This is a genomic window from Sorangiineae bacterium MSr12523 (genome assembly GCA_037157775.1).
In the GTDB taxonomy this organism is placed as follows: domain Bacteria; phylum Myxococcota_A; class Polyangia; order Polyangiales; family Polyangiaceae; genus Pendulispora; species Pendulispora brunnea.
In genome coordinates this window covers 795,542-810,693 of sequence record CP089982.1, presented here as the reverse complement: position 1 = coordinate 810,693, position 15,152 = coordinate 795,542, and the positions used below count along the sequence as shown (strand labels likewise).

Sequence of the window (15,152 nt, the reverse complement as noted above, 5' to 3'; positions counted from 1 at the left end):
TAGTGTCATTAGAAACTAAGGCCATCCCTCTTACACTGATGTAAGCACCGACCATCCGCATGGCCGACTACATTTTATAACATCGTGGCACGTCCAAAAAAGACCGGCACGCTCCGGTTTTTCTTTCTCTTCGGATGGCTGATGTCGGTTGGGGGATGCAAGGCGCAAGGCGCGGAGCACGTTCCCTCGGCCGCCGCCGCCCTTCCTGCACCTCCTTATGAGATCGTCAGCAAAGACGACCTCCGCGTTCGGCACGATTTGTACGAGAAGCTGGTCTTCGCCACCGCCACCCAGAGCGACGTGGAGGCCATCGTGCAAGGCTTTGGGCGCGTGGCCTTCGCGCCCAATGGATCGTACGCGGTTCGCGTGCCGTTTTCCGGGTTCGTGCTGCGCGTGCACGTGGCCGTGGGAGACGACGTGCGCATCGGGCAGCCCCTCGCCACGTTGCGAAGCAGCGATCTCGCGAAAATGCGCGCCGATGCGCGCAAGCTGCAAGCGGTGGTCGACACCGAACGCGACACCGTCGGGCGCATCGAGAAACTCGTTCCAGAGGGCGCGGCCTCGGGCCGGGAGCTCATCGAATCGAAGGGGCGCCTTTCCGCGGCGACCGCGGAACTGCAGGGCATCCGCGAGGCGCTCGCCGCGGCCAGCACCTCGGGCGAGGGCGGCGAGGAATTCGTCCTTCGCGCAAGCGCGCCAGGACGCGTGCTTTCCCGGCAAATTGCACCGGGGGAACGGGTCGATCCCAGTTCGGACAAACCGATTTTTCTCATTGGCAATCCCAATGCGGTGGTGGTGCGTGCAGCCTTTCCCGAACGCGATGCACCGCTCCTTCGCGAGGGCAGCCCCTGTTCCGTCTGCGTTCCGGCCCTGGGCAGCGGAAAGATCGCGGGCTCCGTGGTGAACCTGGTGCATGCGCTGGACATGCGCACGCACACCGTCGAGGCATCGTGCGCGCCGAGCACCAGCGATCCGCGATTGTCGGCCGACATGACGGCGAAAGTCGACGTCACCGTGCGCGGCACCGGCGTGCTCGTGGTGCCACGCAGCGCCGTGCTTCTGCGGCGCGATGCGCGTGTGGTCTTCGTGGCCACGGGCGACGAGGGGCTTTCGCGCCGCACCGTGGATCTCGGCGCGGCGGTGGGGGACAACGTGCAAATCGTCAAAGGCGTGCAAGCCGGCGAGCGCGTGGTCACCGCCAATGCGGTGCTCTTCGATGGTGAGCTCGACCGAGTCCTCTGACGATGTTCGCATGGCTCGCGCGACTGGGGGTTCAAAGGGCGTGGTTCGTCCTGCTGGCGGCAGCGCTTTTCACCGTTGCAGGGATCTTCGCGTTCCAATCCTTGCCGATTCAGGCCTTTCCCGACGTGACCGATCCGCAGGTCGACGTCGTCGGCGTCTACCCGGGGCAATCGGCCGAGGAGGTGGAAAAGCGCGTCACCTTGGAATTGGAGCGCGTTCTATCGGGCACGCCGAGCCTCATCGGCCTGCGCTCGGTCTCGGTGTTCGGGCTGGCGCTGGTCACCCTCACCTTCGATGACGCGCGCACCGATTTCGAGCTGCGCACCTTGGTGGCCGAGCGCCTGCGTGAGGCGAACCTGCCCGAATCGGCCAGCGCGGACATGGGCCCGCAGTCCACGCCCGTGGGGCAGATCTACCGGTATACGCTGCGCGGCCCGCGCAGCCTGAAGGACCTGCGCGCGATCAACGACTTCGTCGTGGAGCGGCGGCTTCGAGCGGTGCAGGGCGTGGCCGAGGTGTGGACCTTCGGCGGCTTCGAGCGGCAATACCAAGCGCGCATCGATCCGGGCCGGCTGGCCGCGGCCGGCGTGTCGCTCAAAGAGGTGTACGACGCGCTCGCGCGCACCAACGCCAACGCGGGCGGCGGCTACGTGGGGCTCGGCTCGCAGGAGTTCATCGTGCGCGGCCTCGGCGCCGTGCTCTCGCCGGTGGACATCGGCCTCGCCGAGGTGCGCGAAGTCGACGGCGTCCCCGTCCGCATCGGCGACGTGGCCGACATCGTGGAGGGCTCGACCCCACGCCGCGGCGCCGTGGGTCGCGGACACGAGGACGAAGTGGTGGAGGGCATCGTCATGCTCCGCCGCGGGGAAAACCCGGACCGCGTGCTCAAAGCCTTGCGCGCACGCATCGAGGAGCTCCAGCGCGACGTCTTGCCCAAGGACGTGACCATCGACACGTTCTACGATCGGACCTCGCTGCTCGAGGCCACCTTGGCCACGGTGGGACGCAACATGAGCGAGGGCGCCCTCCTCGTCGTGTTCGTGCTGTACCTGTTTCTGCGCACCGCGCGCGGCACCTTGATCGTCGCGGTGGTGATTCCGCTTTCGCTCTTCGCCGCCTTCATCGGGCTGCGGCTGATGGGGCTTCCGGCCAACCTGATTTCGCTGGGCGCCATCGACTTCGGCATCCTCGTCGACGGCGCGGTCATTGTCCTCGAGGCGAGTTTGCACACGATGAGTACGCATCCCCACGCGCTCGATCGCGAGGAGAAAAAGATGCTCATCGAGCGGGCCGCCGATTCGGTGGCCGGGCCGGTGGGCTTCTCGATGCTCATCATCATCGTGGCCCTCATCCCGATCTTCGCGCTGGAACGCACCGAGGGCCGCATCTTCGCCCCCATGGCCTACACGTACGCCTTCGCGCTGATCGGGGCGCTCGCGTGCGGGACCTTCGTGGTGCCGGCATTGGAGACGGTGCTTTTGCCCAACCGCGCACCGCCGGCGGAGGCGCGCTGGCTGCTGGCGATCCGCGCAGCATTTCTGCAGATCCTCGATTTGGCCGCGCGGCGGAAGCGGCTCGTTCTGGCCGGTGGATTCGCCACGCTCCTCGCCATTGGTCTCTACGCCAAGGGCATTGGCAGCGAATTCCTCCCCGAGCTGAACGAAGGCGGCTTCTACATCACCACCACCTTCCCTTCGACCATTAGCCTCGACGAGGTGAAACACCCGACGGCCGACATGCGCGAGCGCATTCTCAAGTTCCCCGAGGTGGCCGACGTGCTCTCGCACATTGGCCGTCCGGAAAAGGCGACGCAGGCCGAAGGGTCGTTCAATGTCGAATTCTTCGTCAAACTATGGCCCGAATCAAAATGGCCAAAGGGCATGACGCGCGCGAAGCTGGAAGAACAATTGCGCCGCAGCCTGGCCGATATTCCCGGGGCCCATCACAATTTTTCGCAACCGATTACCGATCGCGTGTTCGAGACGATATCGGGCATCATTGGCCAGGTCGTCATCAAGGTGCACGGCGAGGACCTGGACAAGACCACGGCGCTCGCCCACGACATCGTCGCGCGCCTGGCCAGCGTGAAGGGTGTGGCGGATTTGTCCGTGTACCAAGCGGGCGATATTCCGCAGCTTCAGATCGAGCTGGATCGCAATGCCGTCGCCCGGCGCGGGCTTTCCATTGGCGATGTACAAGATACGCTGGCGGTCGCGCTCGGCGGGCAGCCGGCCACGCAAGTGTGGGAAGGCGAGCGCCGCTACGACGTGGCGCTGCGTCTTCCCGACGTGGTGCGCGGAAGCCCCGATGCGCTCGGGCGCCTTTTGGTCGGCCCGCCCGAGCGCTCGAGCGCGCTCTCCGAGGTGGCGGCCATTCGTTACGGAAGCGGTCACACGGCCATATGGCGGGAGGACTTTTCGCGCTTCGTCGCAATCAAATTTAATGTTCGCGGCCGGGATCTGGGAAGTACGGTCGAAGAGGCAAAACGTGCGATCCGAGACATCCAAGTTCCCGATGAGACGTATTTGTCGTGGAGTGGCGAATTCAAGAACAAGGAGCGCGCCATGAAGCGTCTCGGGCTCACCGTTCCCCTCGCGTTGTTTGCCGTATTCGGCATCTTGTACGCCCACTTTCGCCGGGTGCGACCGGCCCTGCTCATCATGGGCGCGCTGCCCTTCGGCATCACCGGCGCCATCGCGGGCCTGCGGTTCATGGGGGAAAACTTCTCGGTGAGCGGCGCCGTGGGGTGCGTGGCACTCCTCGGGCAGATGGTGCTCGCTGTGGTGCTGCTGCTCACACGCATCGAGGAGGCGGAGCTTCAAGGCGAGGCGAACCCCATCGTGGAAGGCACCAAGACGGCCTTTCGCCCCGTGCTTCTGACGACATCCCTCGCGGTGCTGGGGCTCACGCCCAGCGCGCTCTCGCATGCCATGGGCAGTGAGACGCAGCGGCCCTTCGCCATTGCCATCCTGGCGGGGCTCATCGTGGGCATTCCCATGGTGATGCTGCTCGTGCCGCTGGCGTACGCCGTCACCAAGGGCGGACGCTGGCATGCAGCGCTCGTCGCCGGCGTGGCCGCGCTCCTCCTGGGCGCACCGAGCGCGCATGCGCAGGGCCCGGCACCGGTCATCACCGTGCCCGAGACCGATGCCCCCCACGGCTTTACGCTGGAGCAAACGCTGGCGGCGCTGAAGGTCGGGCACCCGCTGCTCACGGCGGCGAAGGCGAACGTGCGGGCCGCCGAGTCGCAAGCCACCGCCGCGGGCCTGTGGACCAATCCGCAATTGGATGCAGGTTACACGCGTTCCCTCGGCACCACGAGCTTCGACCGATTTGGCTACGGCACTGCAGGGATCACGCAGTTCGTCGAGGTGGCAGGTGCCCCCAAGGCGCGGCGGCGCGCGGCCGAGGCCGAGATGCGTGCCACGGAGGCCGACGGCGCCGGCGTGGCGCGAAGGCTCGCGTTCGACGCGGAGGAAGCGTACATCGGTCTGGCCGCGCAGATCTCACGGCGCGGGGTGGCCGAGGAGACGGTCCGCGATCTGGAGCGGGCCGATCGCATCGTGCGGGCGCGGGTCGGCGCGGGCATGGCCCCGCAGTACGATGCATCGCGCATTGCCATCGCGCTGGCGTCGGCGCGCGCGGAGCTGGGCGAGGCCGAGGCGCAGATTGCGCGCGCCCGAGGCGATCTGGCGACCGCCGTGGGACCTGCCTTCGCGACGTTGCGAGGCGATCCCGTGTACGATTTCGATGCCACGCCGCCGTTGCCGAACTTGCCGGAGTTGCAGCGCGATCTTCTGTCGCACCGCACCGATTTGCGTGCCGCGCAGCACCGTGCGGAGTCCGCGCGACTCGACATCGAGACGGCCCAGCGCTCCGTGTTTCCGGGGTTCGGGGTGCGGATTGGCGCGGGCTACGGCCAAGCGCCGAACCAGACGGATCTGGGCGTCGGCATCGTGCTGCCGATCCCGCTCGTCGACCGTGGGCAAGGCATCGTGCCGGCCGCCCGCGCCCGCGCCGATGCGAACGAGGCACTGGCCGACGCCATCGTGATCGCCGCGCGCGAGCGCCTCACCGCCTCGCACGCGGAGCTGGTGCGCCGGCGCGAGACCCTGGAGAAATACCGCACGGAGACGCGCCAGATCAGCATGAACATGCGCTCCGAGGCGGAAGCCGGCTACCGCGAGGCGCGCCTCTCCGTGCTCGAATTGGTCGACGCGTACCAAAGCTTCCACGACGCGCGCCTCAAGATGATCGACCTCGCCAGCAGCGCCTCGCTCGCCGAGGTGGGCGTACGCCGCGTGCTCGAGGGCGCGCAGTAGCCTTTACTCGGCTTCGTCCGTGGCGAGGCGGCAGGGCACGTCGCAGGGAGCCTTGGTGTCGTGCGCCTCGAGCTGCAAGGTGGCGTGGCCGATGTGGAAGCGCGAGTGAAGCTCGTTGCTCACGTCACGCAAGAACCCGGGGGACGAGGCGCCATCGACGGTGACCAAGTGCGCGGTGAGCGCGGTCTCCGTGGAGCTCATCGCCCAGATATGCAGATCGTGCACCTCGCGCACGCCGGGAAGGCCACCGAGGTAGCCGCGCACCTGACCGGGGTCGATCTGCTCGGGCACGGCGTCGAGCGCCAGGTCGAGCGAACGGCGCAACAGCGACCACGTCGAGCCGAGGATGACGAGCGACAGCACGATGCTGACCACCGGATCGAGGATGCTCGCGCCGGTGAACCGAATGAGCACACCGGTCACCACGACGCCGGCGGACACCGCGGCGTCGGCCGCCAGATGGATGAACGCGGCCTGCACGTTCACATCGCGCTTTTTCCCCTTCATCAAGAAGAGCGCCGATGCGCCATTGACGAGCACGCCTGCCGTGGCCACGACGGCCACGAGCCCGCCGTCGATGGTCCCGGGCTCGCGAAGGCGCCCAATCGACTCCCACACGATGGCGCCCGTGGCCACGACGAGAAGCAGTCCATTCGCCAGCGCCGCGAGGATGGTGGCGCGCCGAAACCCATAGGTCCGCCGCAGCGACGGCTTTCGGCGGGCGAGCAAGCTGGCACCGCCGGCCACGAGGAGGCCGAGCACGTCGCCCAGATTGTGCCCGGCGTCGGCGATGAGCGACATCGAGTGGGCGAAGAGGCCAAACGCCACCTCCACCACGACGAAGCCGAGATTGAGCACGATTCCAATGAGATACGCCCGCCCATCGTCGAAGCCTTCGGCGGCTCCGTGGCCGTGATCGTGGTGCGCGTGGTCGTGTCCCATGGGATGGCCAAAGAAAGATGCGGCGTAGCTGACGGTCCTGCAAGCAGATGACGCTCCCATGACGCCGCGGTGGGCATTTCGTGGCAGCATGCATCCGAACATCCATGGAAACGTGTCGTCATCTTATCGTTGGCGCCGGCATCACCGGCCTTACGGCAGCAGCCTTCCTTCGCGATCCCGACTACCTCGTTCTCGAGGCCGACACCCAGATTGGTGGCTACTGCAAGACCATCAAGAAGGAAGGCTTCGTCTGGGATTACTCGGGCCACTTTTTCCATTTCAAGCACCCGGAGGTCGAAGCGTGGCTGCGCAAGCGCATGCCCAAGCAAGATATCCGCGTGGTCGAAAAGAAGACGTACATCGCCTACGGCGACCGCAAGATCGATTTCCCATTCCAAAAGAACATTCATCAGCTCCCGCAGGCGGAGTTCATCGAGTGTCTGTATGATCTGTACTTCGCGTCGTCGCAGGGCGAGGCGGCGAACTTCAAAGAGATGCTCTATGCGCGATTCGGGCGTGGCATCGCGGAGAAGTTTCTCATCCCGTACAATGAAAAGCTGTACGCCTGCGATTTGTCGACGCTCGACAAGGATGCGATGGGGCGTTTCTTCCCCCACGCCAACCTGACGGACATCGTGCGCAACATGCGCGTTGCCGACAATGCAAGCTACAACGCGACGTTCACCTACCCCGAGGGCGGCGCCATCGAATACGTGAATGCCATTGCCAGCGAGGTGCATCCGCACAACATCGCGCTAAGCGAGGCATTGGTCGGTTTGGATTTACGCCACCGCGTGGCCCGCACCACGAAGCGCGAGATTCAATTCGAGCGCCTGGTGTCCTCCGCGCCGTTTCCCAAATTGCTGAAGCTCGCGGGCCTCGCCCACGACGAAAGCGCCTTTTCTTGGAACAAGGTGCTCGTTTTCAACTTGGGATTCGACCGCAAAGGCGCCCGCGACGTGCACTGGATGTATTACCCGAATCGCGCGCGGTCCTTTTACCGCATTGGCTACTACGACAACATTTTCGACACCGATCGCATGAGCCTCTACGTCGAATTGGGCTTCGCCAAAGACGCCGCCATCGACGTCGAAGCCTCCCTCGCACGCGTCCTGGCCGATCTCGAAGCCGAAGGCGTCACCCAAGGCCACCGCCTCGTCGCCCACCACTCCGTGGTCATGGATCCGGCCTACGTGCACATCACACGCAAATCGATCGCCGAACACCAACGCCTCTCCCGCATCCTCCAGGCCCACGGCATCTACTCGGCCGGCCGCTACGGCGGCTGGACCTACTGCTCCATCGAAGACAACATCGTCGAAGCCAAAGCCCTCGTCGCGAACTTCGACCCGTGAAGAGTAGACCGCCAGGGTCGCCAAAAAAGATTCGCCAGGATCGCCAGGTGAACCAACAATAAACTCTGATTTGGGTTTTATTGTCGATTCAGCTGGCGATCCTGGCGAATCTTTTCTGGCGTCCTGGCGGTTCCTTCTTCCTTTTGTGAAGCGCCGCTTATTGCCAGAGCGGCAGCAAGGCGGCCGCGCACTCCTCGAGGAGTTCGCGGTGCGCTTTGGAGAAGGCGTGGAGGCGTTCGCTTTGGACGTCGATGGTGCCGACGACGGTGTCGCGGGCGGAGCTGATGATGGGGACGATGATCTCGGATTGCGTGTTGCCGTGGGTGCTCACGTAGCGGGGATCGCTCTTGACGTCCCCGGCGACCACCGTCTTGCGAAGTGTGACGGCCTCGGCCGTTAGGCCCTTCCCGCCGGCGAAGCGGAAGAAAGCGGGTGCGGCCGGTCCGCTCCAGGCGACCACGGCGTACTCGCTCTTGTGCACGTCGTAGATGCCGACCCACTTCTGGTCGAGGCGGGTACGGATGACCTTGCAGATCTGGCTGCCCTTGGTTGCACGATCGCCGTCCGCCAAAAGGATGTCCTTGATTTGGAGAACGAGGTCTTGCTTCGGCTGAATCAACGGTTCACTCCACCGGGGGAATCTCGGCTTTTCAAAGACAAGACAAGCGGTGGGGCGGAGGAGGAGGGATTCGAACCCACGGATGACTTGCGCCATCGCCGGTTTTCAAAACCGGTGCCTTAAACCGCTCGGCCACTCCTCCCTACGGTCAAGCAAGGATAGCGTCTTTTATCAGCCCTACCCTTGTTCGAGGAGCACGAAAACACACCAATGACGCAACATGCGACGAGATTGTCCCAAAACACGACGTCGAAGGCGATGGTTCGGACCGGTCCGTTCCGTCGAACACTGCGCCTACGGCTCGACGGGTGCTCGAAAAACGAGGGACTTGCCGGAACGCACCAGGCGGACTAGTTTCCCCAGCCCGTTCCCTATCGGCAGCCCTAGGAGTAAGACCAGCATGGCCCGCGTCACCGTCGAAGATTGCCTCGAGCGTGAGGAGAACCGTTTTGCCCTCGTGGTGCTTGCCGCCCAGCGAACCCGTCAGCTCATGAAGGGCGCCACCGCCCTCGTTCATTCGAAGAACAAGCCGGCGGTCACCGCGCTGCGCGAAATTGCGGCCGGCAAGGTCCACTACGATCGTCTGAGCAACGACGTCGTCCAAGAGTGGATCGAAGTCCAGCGCCGCAACAGCGCCATCTAGAGCACGTCCCTTTGGGCGGAATCGCGGAGCGGCTCGCAGACATTCAGGCGCGCGTCGAGCAGGCTGCGCGCGCTGCGGGCCGTGATCCGAAGTCCGTCCGCCTCATCGCCGTTTCGAAGAAGATGCCGCCCGAGGCCATTCGAGAGGCGTACGCCGCCGGCCAGCGGCTTTTCGGTGAAAATTACGCGCAAGAGCTCGCCGCCAAGGCCGATGCCCTCGCCGATCTGAGCGACATCGAGTGGCACTTCATCGGCCACCTGCAGTCGAACAAGGCGCGCCTCGTCGCCCCGCGCGCCCGCGTGGTCCACACCGTCGATAGCGCTTCGCTCGCCAAAGAGCTTGCGCGGCGGGCGGAGGCCGCGGGCCGCACGCTCGAGGTGCTCGTCGAGGTGAACGTGAGCGGCGAACCGCAGAAGCACGGCATCGTGGCGAGCGAGCTCGCCGAGGTGCTCGCCGGCGTGCGCGCGTTCCCTACCCTTTCGGTCCGCGGTCTGATGACCGTGCCGCCGGAGGGAGATCTGGACGTGGCCCGGCAGGTCTTCGAGACGCTGGCCTCCCTGCGCAATCTGCACGGAGGTCCGGCTGTCTTGCCGGAGCTCTCCATGGGTATGTCGGGCGACTTCGAGACAGCGATTGCCGCGGGCGCCACGATCGTGCGGGTTGGAACCGCGATCTTTGGCGCCCGCTCTTAAGAAGCCGAGAAGCTAGCGCGCTTCGCGGCGCTTGCGAACGTCGGCGGCGAGTTGGTGGAGGACTTCCACCGTGTGATCCCAGCCGAGGCACGCATCGGTGATGCTCTGCCCGTAGGTGAGCTGCCCGCCGTCTTTCGGCACATCCTGCCGGCCGGCCACGAGGTGGCTCTCCAGCATGACACCGACGATGTTCTTGCTTCCGCGCGCGAGCTGCGCACCGATGTCCGCCGCCACCGAAGGCTGGTTCGCGGGGTCTTTTTTGCTGTTGCCGTGTGAGCAGTCGATCATCAAATACGGCGCGAGCTTCGCTTTCTCCAGGCGGGCCGAGGCGGCTGCAACCGATGCCTCGTCGTAGTTCGGCGCCTTGGCGCCTCCGCGCAGGATGACGTGGCAGCTCTCGTTGCCGCGCGTGACGACGATGGCGGCGAGGCCCTGCTTGGTGACGGAGAGAAACTGGTGCGGGCTCGCGGCAGCGCCCACGGCATCGATGGCGATCTGCACGTCGCCGTCGGTGCCGTTCTTGAAGCCGACCGGCATCGAAAGACCGCTGGCCAGCTCGCGGTGCACTTGGCTCTCCGTGGTGCGCGCACCGATGGCGCCCCAGCTCACCAGATCGGCGATGAACTGCGGCGTGATCGTATCGAGGAATTCGCACCCCGAGGGGACGCCCATCTCCGCGAGATCGCAGAGCAGCTTGCGCGCGAGGCGCAGGCCCACGTTGATCGAAAAGCTGCCATCGAGGTTGGGGTCGTTGATGAGGCCCTTCCATCCGACGGTGGTGCGCGGCTTCTCGAAGTAGACGCGCATGACCAGCTGGAGGTCGTTCGCCAAGGTGGGAGCTAGCTCGCGAAGGCGCCCGGCGTACTCGCGCGCTGCATCGACATCGTGGATGGAGCAGGGCCCCACGACCACGAGGAGGCGATCGTCCTGCCCCGCAACGATGCGCGCCACGTTCTGGCGAGCGTCGTTCACGCAGGTGAGCGCCGCGTTCGACATGGGAAATTCTTCGAGAAGAATTGCAGGCGGAATGAGTGGCCTAAGGCGATCGATACGAAGATCGTCGGTGGTAGAAAACATCGCGAGCTCTCTATATCACCGCGTCGGCCGAATTTCCTGCAGCTGCGCGCGCAACCGTTGCAAGCTCGTCAGGGAGGCCCGGAACCGCTCTTTGTTCAGCACCAGGTCCCTCTTTTCCTCGGGATCGACCCTGAGATCGTAGAGTTCATACCGATGGTCGCCCAAATCGATCAATTTCATGCCGGGAGAAGGCCCGGTGATGATGGCGCGGCGCATTTCATTGAACGGCCCCTCGGGCATGTCCAGGTAGACGTCGCGCTCCTCGATTTCGGCGTCCTCGCGCAGGTCGGCGAGCAAGCTTTTTCCGCGCAATAGACCATCGGTGGGCGCCGGGGCACCGGCCAATTCGAGCACCGTCGGAACGAGGTCGATCTGCGAGCGTTTAATGGCAATGCGGCGAGGTTTGCCGCCCGGAATGTACATGACGAGAGGCACGCGGACGATGGCCTCCCAAAGCTCGCGCCCGTGCATCAAGTGCCCGTGCTCCCCGAAGGCCTCACCGTGATCGGCGGTCAGCACGATGGCCGTTTCGGCGCCCCACGGCTGCTTGGCGATGAAGTCCAGCACGCGGCCGATCTGCTGATCGGTGAACCATATTTCCTGGTCGTAGAGCGTGCGCTTGGTGGGAGGGCCCTTTTTGCCAAAACTGGGTGCGCCATCGTGCGGCACGTACGGAGCGTGCGGGTCGAAGTAGTGAAACCAGGCAAAAAAGCGACGTCCGACGTTGGCGGGATCGGCGAGGAGGGCCAGGGCCCGGTTGGTGAGCCGCTCGCCGGTGATGCTCGTGTCGTTGTCGGTCATGCCTTTCGGCATCGCGGCGGTGTCCCAAACGTCGAACCCTTGGCGATAGCCGGTGTCCCACTTGAAATAGTGGTGGCACATGCCCGCGAACGTGCGCACGTCCGCGTCGTGCAAGCGCTCGGCGAGGAAGACGTTCTTGGGAAAGAACGTCGTGTAATGCTCGGGATCGCGAAACGTCTCGCTCGCGTAGCGGCCAATGAGGAGCGGCCCGAGGCTCTTCGGTGTGTACGACGCCGTGGCGTAGGCGCGCTCGTAGACCGTGGATCGCGCGGCGAGCGCGTCGATGTTCGGTGTGATGGGACGCGGGTAGCCCATGAAGCCGAGGTCGAACCGCAAGGTGTCGACGGTGATCAGGACGACGTTGAACGCGCGCTTTTCGGGCACGATTTCCACGGGCTGCGCAGGCTGCGGCGCAGGAGGAGGTGCGGCATCGGCCACCGATGCCACCGGTGCTTCGGGCGGACGAACCTGGATCGTGACACGCGGGCGCGGGGGCCAAAGGTCCCATAGCCAAAGGGCGAGGATGCACGCGGCGCCGCCCGTGGTACCACCGATCAACACGGCCATGATGACGGCAAGGCGGTGAGGACGCCGTTCCGTCATCGCGTACAGCCGTCGGGGGCGATGGTTATCGGCGGCGAACCCACTTCGTGACGACGTCCTTGAGGCGGGCGGACGTGCCCGAGGGCGAGCTCGGGGTGCGCGAGGCGGCTTCGCTTTTGACGCGGATCTCCGCCTCGAGGCGGACATTGGCCTCGTCCTTGGGATCGTGAATCAGCGCGCGAAGGACCCATATTTCGGCCTCGCGGTAGTTTCCTCGCGAGCACTCCGCTTTTGCAAGCGCTCCCAGCGTGCGCGGGCCATCGCCGGCCACGCCCCGCGCCTGCTCGGCGAGGCGCAGAGCTTCGTCGCCCTCGCCGAGCGCCATGCTGGCCTCCGCGAGCTCCAAGAGCAGATCCGGTGAGCCCGGCGCAAGGGCGATGGCCGCTTCGAAGGCGCGTCGAGCCAGGCCCCACGCGGCCATACGCCTTCGCGCGATGCCCACGGCGTAGTGCGCAATCCAGAGGGTGTGCCGCTCGGCGAGCCGCTGCGCACGCGCCGCGATGAGCGGAAGATCCGGCAACGGGGCGTGCATCGCGCCATGCATGACGCTCTCGAGCTCGAGCGACGTCTCGGGATCTTCCAACGGGAGCCGCTCGCGGACGGCCTCGGAGGCGATGTTCGTTCCCGGAGCGTGGCGTTCGGCGAGGCGCAGGACCGCGAGCGCTTCCTCGCGCTCGCCCTGCTGCTTCAGGGCGCGACCGAGCATCAAGTGGGCCCATGCATCGTTCGGTAATCCATCGAGCAGGGTTCGACCAAGTTTCACGATGCGGGTCGCGCGCGCGATGCCTTCCGGCTCTGCTCCAAAGGAGAGCAAAATGGCCTGGCGCAGGATCTCCGGGTGCGGGTGATTCCACGCGAGCGCGCGATCGACGAGGGCCTCCGCGAGGAGCACGTCCTGCTGCTCCACGGCAATGGAGGCGAGCTGCACGAAGGCGCCGGGAAACGGCGGGGCGGCAAGCAGCGCGCGCTCCAAGGCGCGGCGCGCGTTCACGACGTCGCCCTTCAACTTGAGCAAGATGGCTTGCTCGGTGAGAAGCACGGGATCTTCCGAGGCGACTTCGAGGCCGCGATCGACGGCGGCCATGGCGCCGTCGAGATCCGACTGGCTGCGGCGCGCTTCGGAGAGAAGGCCGTAGAGGCGTGCGCGCTTTGGCTCGAGGGCGATGGCTGCGAGCGCGTCGCTTTCCGCCGAGCGCAAATCACCCGTGCGGGCGCGCAGCGCGGCGGAGGCCTCGAGAAGATCGACTTGCTCGGGCGCACCCGCCATGGCCCGATGCAAGGTGCGCATGGCCGCATCCGCGAGGCGGTGGTCGCGGCCGTTCATCACGGCGTCGATGGCCGTCGCAGCCAAGCGACCCGCGGCAAAGCGCGACGCGGGCGCATCTTCGACGGCGCGCTCGAGATGCACCAACGCCGCGCGTCGGTCGTAGGGCCGGCCGCGGCGCGGATCGTGGACGAGGCATCGCTCGCCGCGCAAGACGCTCTCCAGAGCTTCCCATTCGAGATCGCCGATGTCGCGAAAGACGCCGAGCTCCCCCTCGAGCGGGCGGCACAAGTCCTCGAAGGCCTCGCAGAGCGTGCGGCCGGCTCCGCGATCGTCCAAATGCGCCTCGACGCGCGCACGGGTAACGCCGTCGCGGGGGTCGAACGCGAGCAATTGGATCGAGCCGGGAAGGCCATCGGCGGGCGGCTCGAAGGCGCCGGTCATCACCATGTGCACGTCGGGCGGCGTTTCTCCGCGTGCGGAAAGATCGCGCCAGGCCTGCGGCGGAAGGAACGTCTCCACCGGCTTGGGCCCTTTGTTCTCCTCGGGCTCTTGCGACATCAATTGCGCGAGGGCGACGCTCTCACCACGGAGCTGCACGAACCCGTGCACGAGGGCCGCGAGGCCGAGGCCCAGCCCCTCCCCCGATGGCGGAACCCCGAACGGAATGACGACGACCCGCGGTGACGACGACATGGCTCCGTCCCCTCTCGTCTTAGGGTGACGCTCTCCGAGGATTGAATGCAATGCGCACGTGGATGCGAGCTCCCCCCTCGGGCGGGCTGGAAAAGCCCAGTTTGGATAGGACGGCCGAGGTGCACACCTTGAGCTCCTCGGGGCCCGTCCACGGTTCGACTTGCTGCTGCACGATTCGGCCTTGCGGATCGAGCTGCAGGGTGAAAACGCCCTGAGCCTGCACGGACGTCGCCCCGGTGCGTGCGCCCTTTTCGCATGCATGAAGGCCGGGGCGCGCTTGCTCCATGATGACGTAGGCCTCGGCGGCGTAGGCGTCGGAGGCCGATCCGCCGGAGGCCGCGTAGCCGTTTCGCGGGGCAAAGACCGCAGGAATGACCACGGTTCGCGTGCTCCCATCCGACGGCGCCTCGATGGTGAGGCGGGAGACCTCCGTCACCATGCAGTCGACCACGTCGATGGGCAGGCCGCAGGTGGCGTAGTTCTCCACGGACGCGATTTTCCCGCCCGGACCGACCCGTGCTGCGATGGCCGCGCGGCCGTCGCCGTTGGATCGGTGCAACGTGCCCTTGGTGTAGCAGCTTCGAAACGGCTTCAGCGTCTGCTCGATGGCCCGCTCGGTCACCGCCGAGTCGTGCGGTGCGTCGGAAACGTGCGCCGGGATCCAGGCCTGCCCGAGGCTGCCGCTCGACGGGCAATGCGCGAAGCGGTCGACCCCGCTGCCGTGAATTTCCAGCTCGGAGAGCTCCAGCTCGAAACCGCGGCGCTCGAAAGCCGTGTCGGCGGGCTTCGCATCCCCGCAGGCCGCGAGACAAAAAGCGAAGGCAAGCGAAAAGAAGGCGGCTCCCCCTGGCCTCTTGACCATGACGAACATGCGGACGTGCACTATTACCACGCAC

11 protein-coding genes and 1 tRNA gene are annotated in these 15,152 nt (G+C 65.8%); 5 read left to right on the top strand and 7 right to left on the bottom strand.

Annotation, left to right across the window (positions count from 1 at the left end; translation table 11 throughout):
• The first annotated feature begins 141 nt into the window (after positions 1-141).
• Together LZC95_03440 and LZC95_03435 are read left to right on the top strand one after the other, a co-directional pair.
• Complete coding sequence (locus tag LZC95_03440) at positions 142-1,242, top strand: efflux RND transporter periplasmic adaptor subunit (GenBank protein ID WXA95893.1); 1,101 nt, start codon at positions 142-144, stop codon at positions 1,240-1,242.
• Between the two features lie 2 nt (positions 1,243-1,244).
• A complete protein-coding gene (locus tag LZC95_03435) occupies positions 1,245-5,564 on the top strand; it encodes a CusA/CzcA family heavy metal efflux RND transporter (protein WXA95892.1) in 4,320 nt (1,439 codons plus the stop codon).
• Positions 5,565-5,567: 3 nt separating this feature from the next.
• Here the strand turns inward: LZC95_03435 and LZC95_03430 are convergent, their stop codons facing one another.
• Positions 5,568-6,506: a cation diffusion facilitator family transporter gene (locus tag LZC95_03430; GenBank protein ID WXA95891.1), complete on the bottom strand. Its 939-nt coding sequence runs from the start codon at positions 6,504-6,506 to the stop codon at positions 5,568-5,570.
• Between the two features lie 104 nt (positions 6,507-6,610).
• On the opposite strand from LZC95_03430, the gene LZC95_03425 reads away from it, so the two are divergent.
• The gene (locus LZC95_03425) at positions 6,611-7,861 is read left to right on the top strand and encodes an NAD(P)-binding protein (protein WXA95890.1); all 1,251 of its coding nucleotides are present in this window, start codon (positions 6,611-6,613) and stop codon (positions 7,859-7,861) included.
• A 157-nt stretch (positions 7,862-8,018) separates the two neighbouring features.
• Here LZC95_03425 and LZC95_03420 read toward each other — a convergent pair whose 3' ends face one another.
• Together LZC95_03420 and LZC95_03415 are read right to left on the bottom strand one after the other, a co-directional pair.
• The gene (locus LZC95_03420; GenBank protein WXA95889.1) at positions 8,019-8,480 is read right to left on the bottom strand and encodes a GAF domain-containing protein; all 462 of its coding nucleotides are present in this window, start codon (positions 8,478-8,480) and stop codon (positions 8,019-8,021) included.
• A 55-nt stretch (positions 8,481-8,535) separates the two neighbouring features.
• Positions 8,536-8,622: transfer RNA gene (locus tag LZC95_03415), tRNA-Ser, on the bottom strand.
• A 258-nt stretch (positions 8,623-8,880) separates the two neighbouring features.
• On the opposite strand from LZC95_03415, the gene rpoZ reads away from it, so the two are divergent.
• The gene (gene rpoZ, locus LZC95_03410) at positions 8,881-9,123 is read left to right on the top strand and encodes a DNA-directed RNA polymerase subunit omega (GenBank protein ID WXA95888.1); all 243 of its coding nucleotides are present in this window, start codon (positions 8,881-8,883) and stop codon (positions 9,121-9,123) included.
• An 11-nt stretch (positions 9,124-9,134) separates the two neighbouring features.
• Positions 9,135-9,815 carry a YggS family pyridoxal phosphate-dependent enzyme gene (locus LZC95_03405; GenBank protein WXA95887.1) on the top strand — a complete coding sequence of 227 codons (681 nt, stop codon included), beginning with the start codon at positions 9,135-9,137 and terminating at the stop codon, positions 9,813-9,815.
• A gap of 12 nt (positions 9,816-9,827) precedes the next feature.
• On the opposite strand, the gene LZC95_03400 is transcribed toward LZC95_03405, so the two are convergent.
• Genes LZC95_03400 through LZC95_03385 form a run of 4 tightly spaced genes read right to left on the bottom strand, consistent with a single transcriptional unit; the run spans position 9,828 to position 15,127 of the window.
• Positions 9,828-10,892 (bottom strand): 3-deoxy-7-phosphoheptulonate synthase, encoded by a 1,065-nt coding sequence (locus LZC95_03400; protein WXA95886.1) that lies wholly within the window; start codon positions 10,890-10,892, stop codon positions 9,828-9,830.
• Between the two features lie 15 nt (positions 10,893-10,907).
• Positions 10,908-12,296: a sulfatase gene (locus LZC95_03395; protein WXA95885.1), complete on the bottom strand. Its 1,389-nt coding sequence runs from the start codon at positions 12,294-12,296 to the stop codon at positions 10,908-10,910.
• A gap of 25 nt (positions 12,297-12,321) precedes the next feature.
• Positions 12,322-14,256, bottom strand: coding sequence for a tetratricopeptide repeat protein (locus LZC95_03390; GenBank protein WXA95884.1), 1,935 nt, complete (start codon positions 14,254-14,256; stop codon positions 12,322-12,324).
• Positions 14,257-14,275: 19 nt separating this feature from the next.
• Complete coding sequence (locus LZC95_03385) at positions 14,276-15,127, bottom strand: hypothetical protein (protein ID WXA95883.1); 852 nt, start codon at positions 15,125-15,127, stop codon at positions 14,276-14,278.
• Positions 15,128-15,152: the final 25 nt, after the last annotated feature.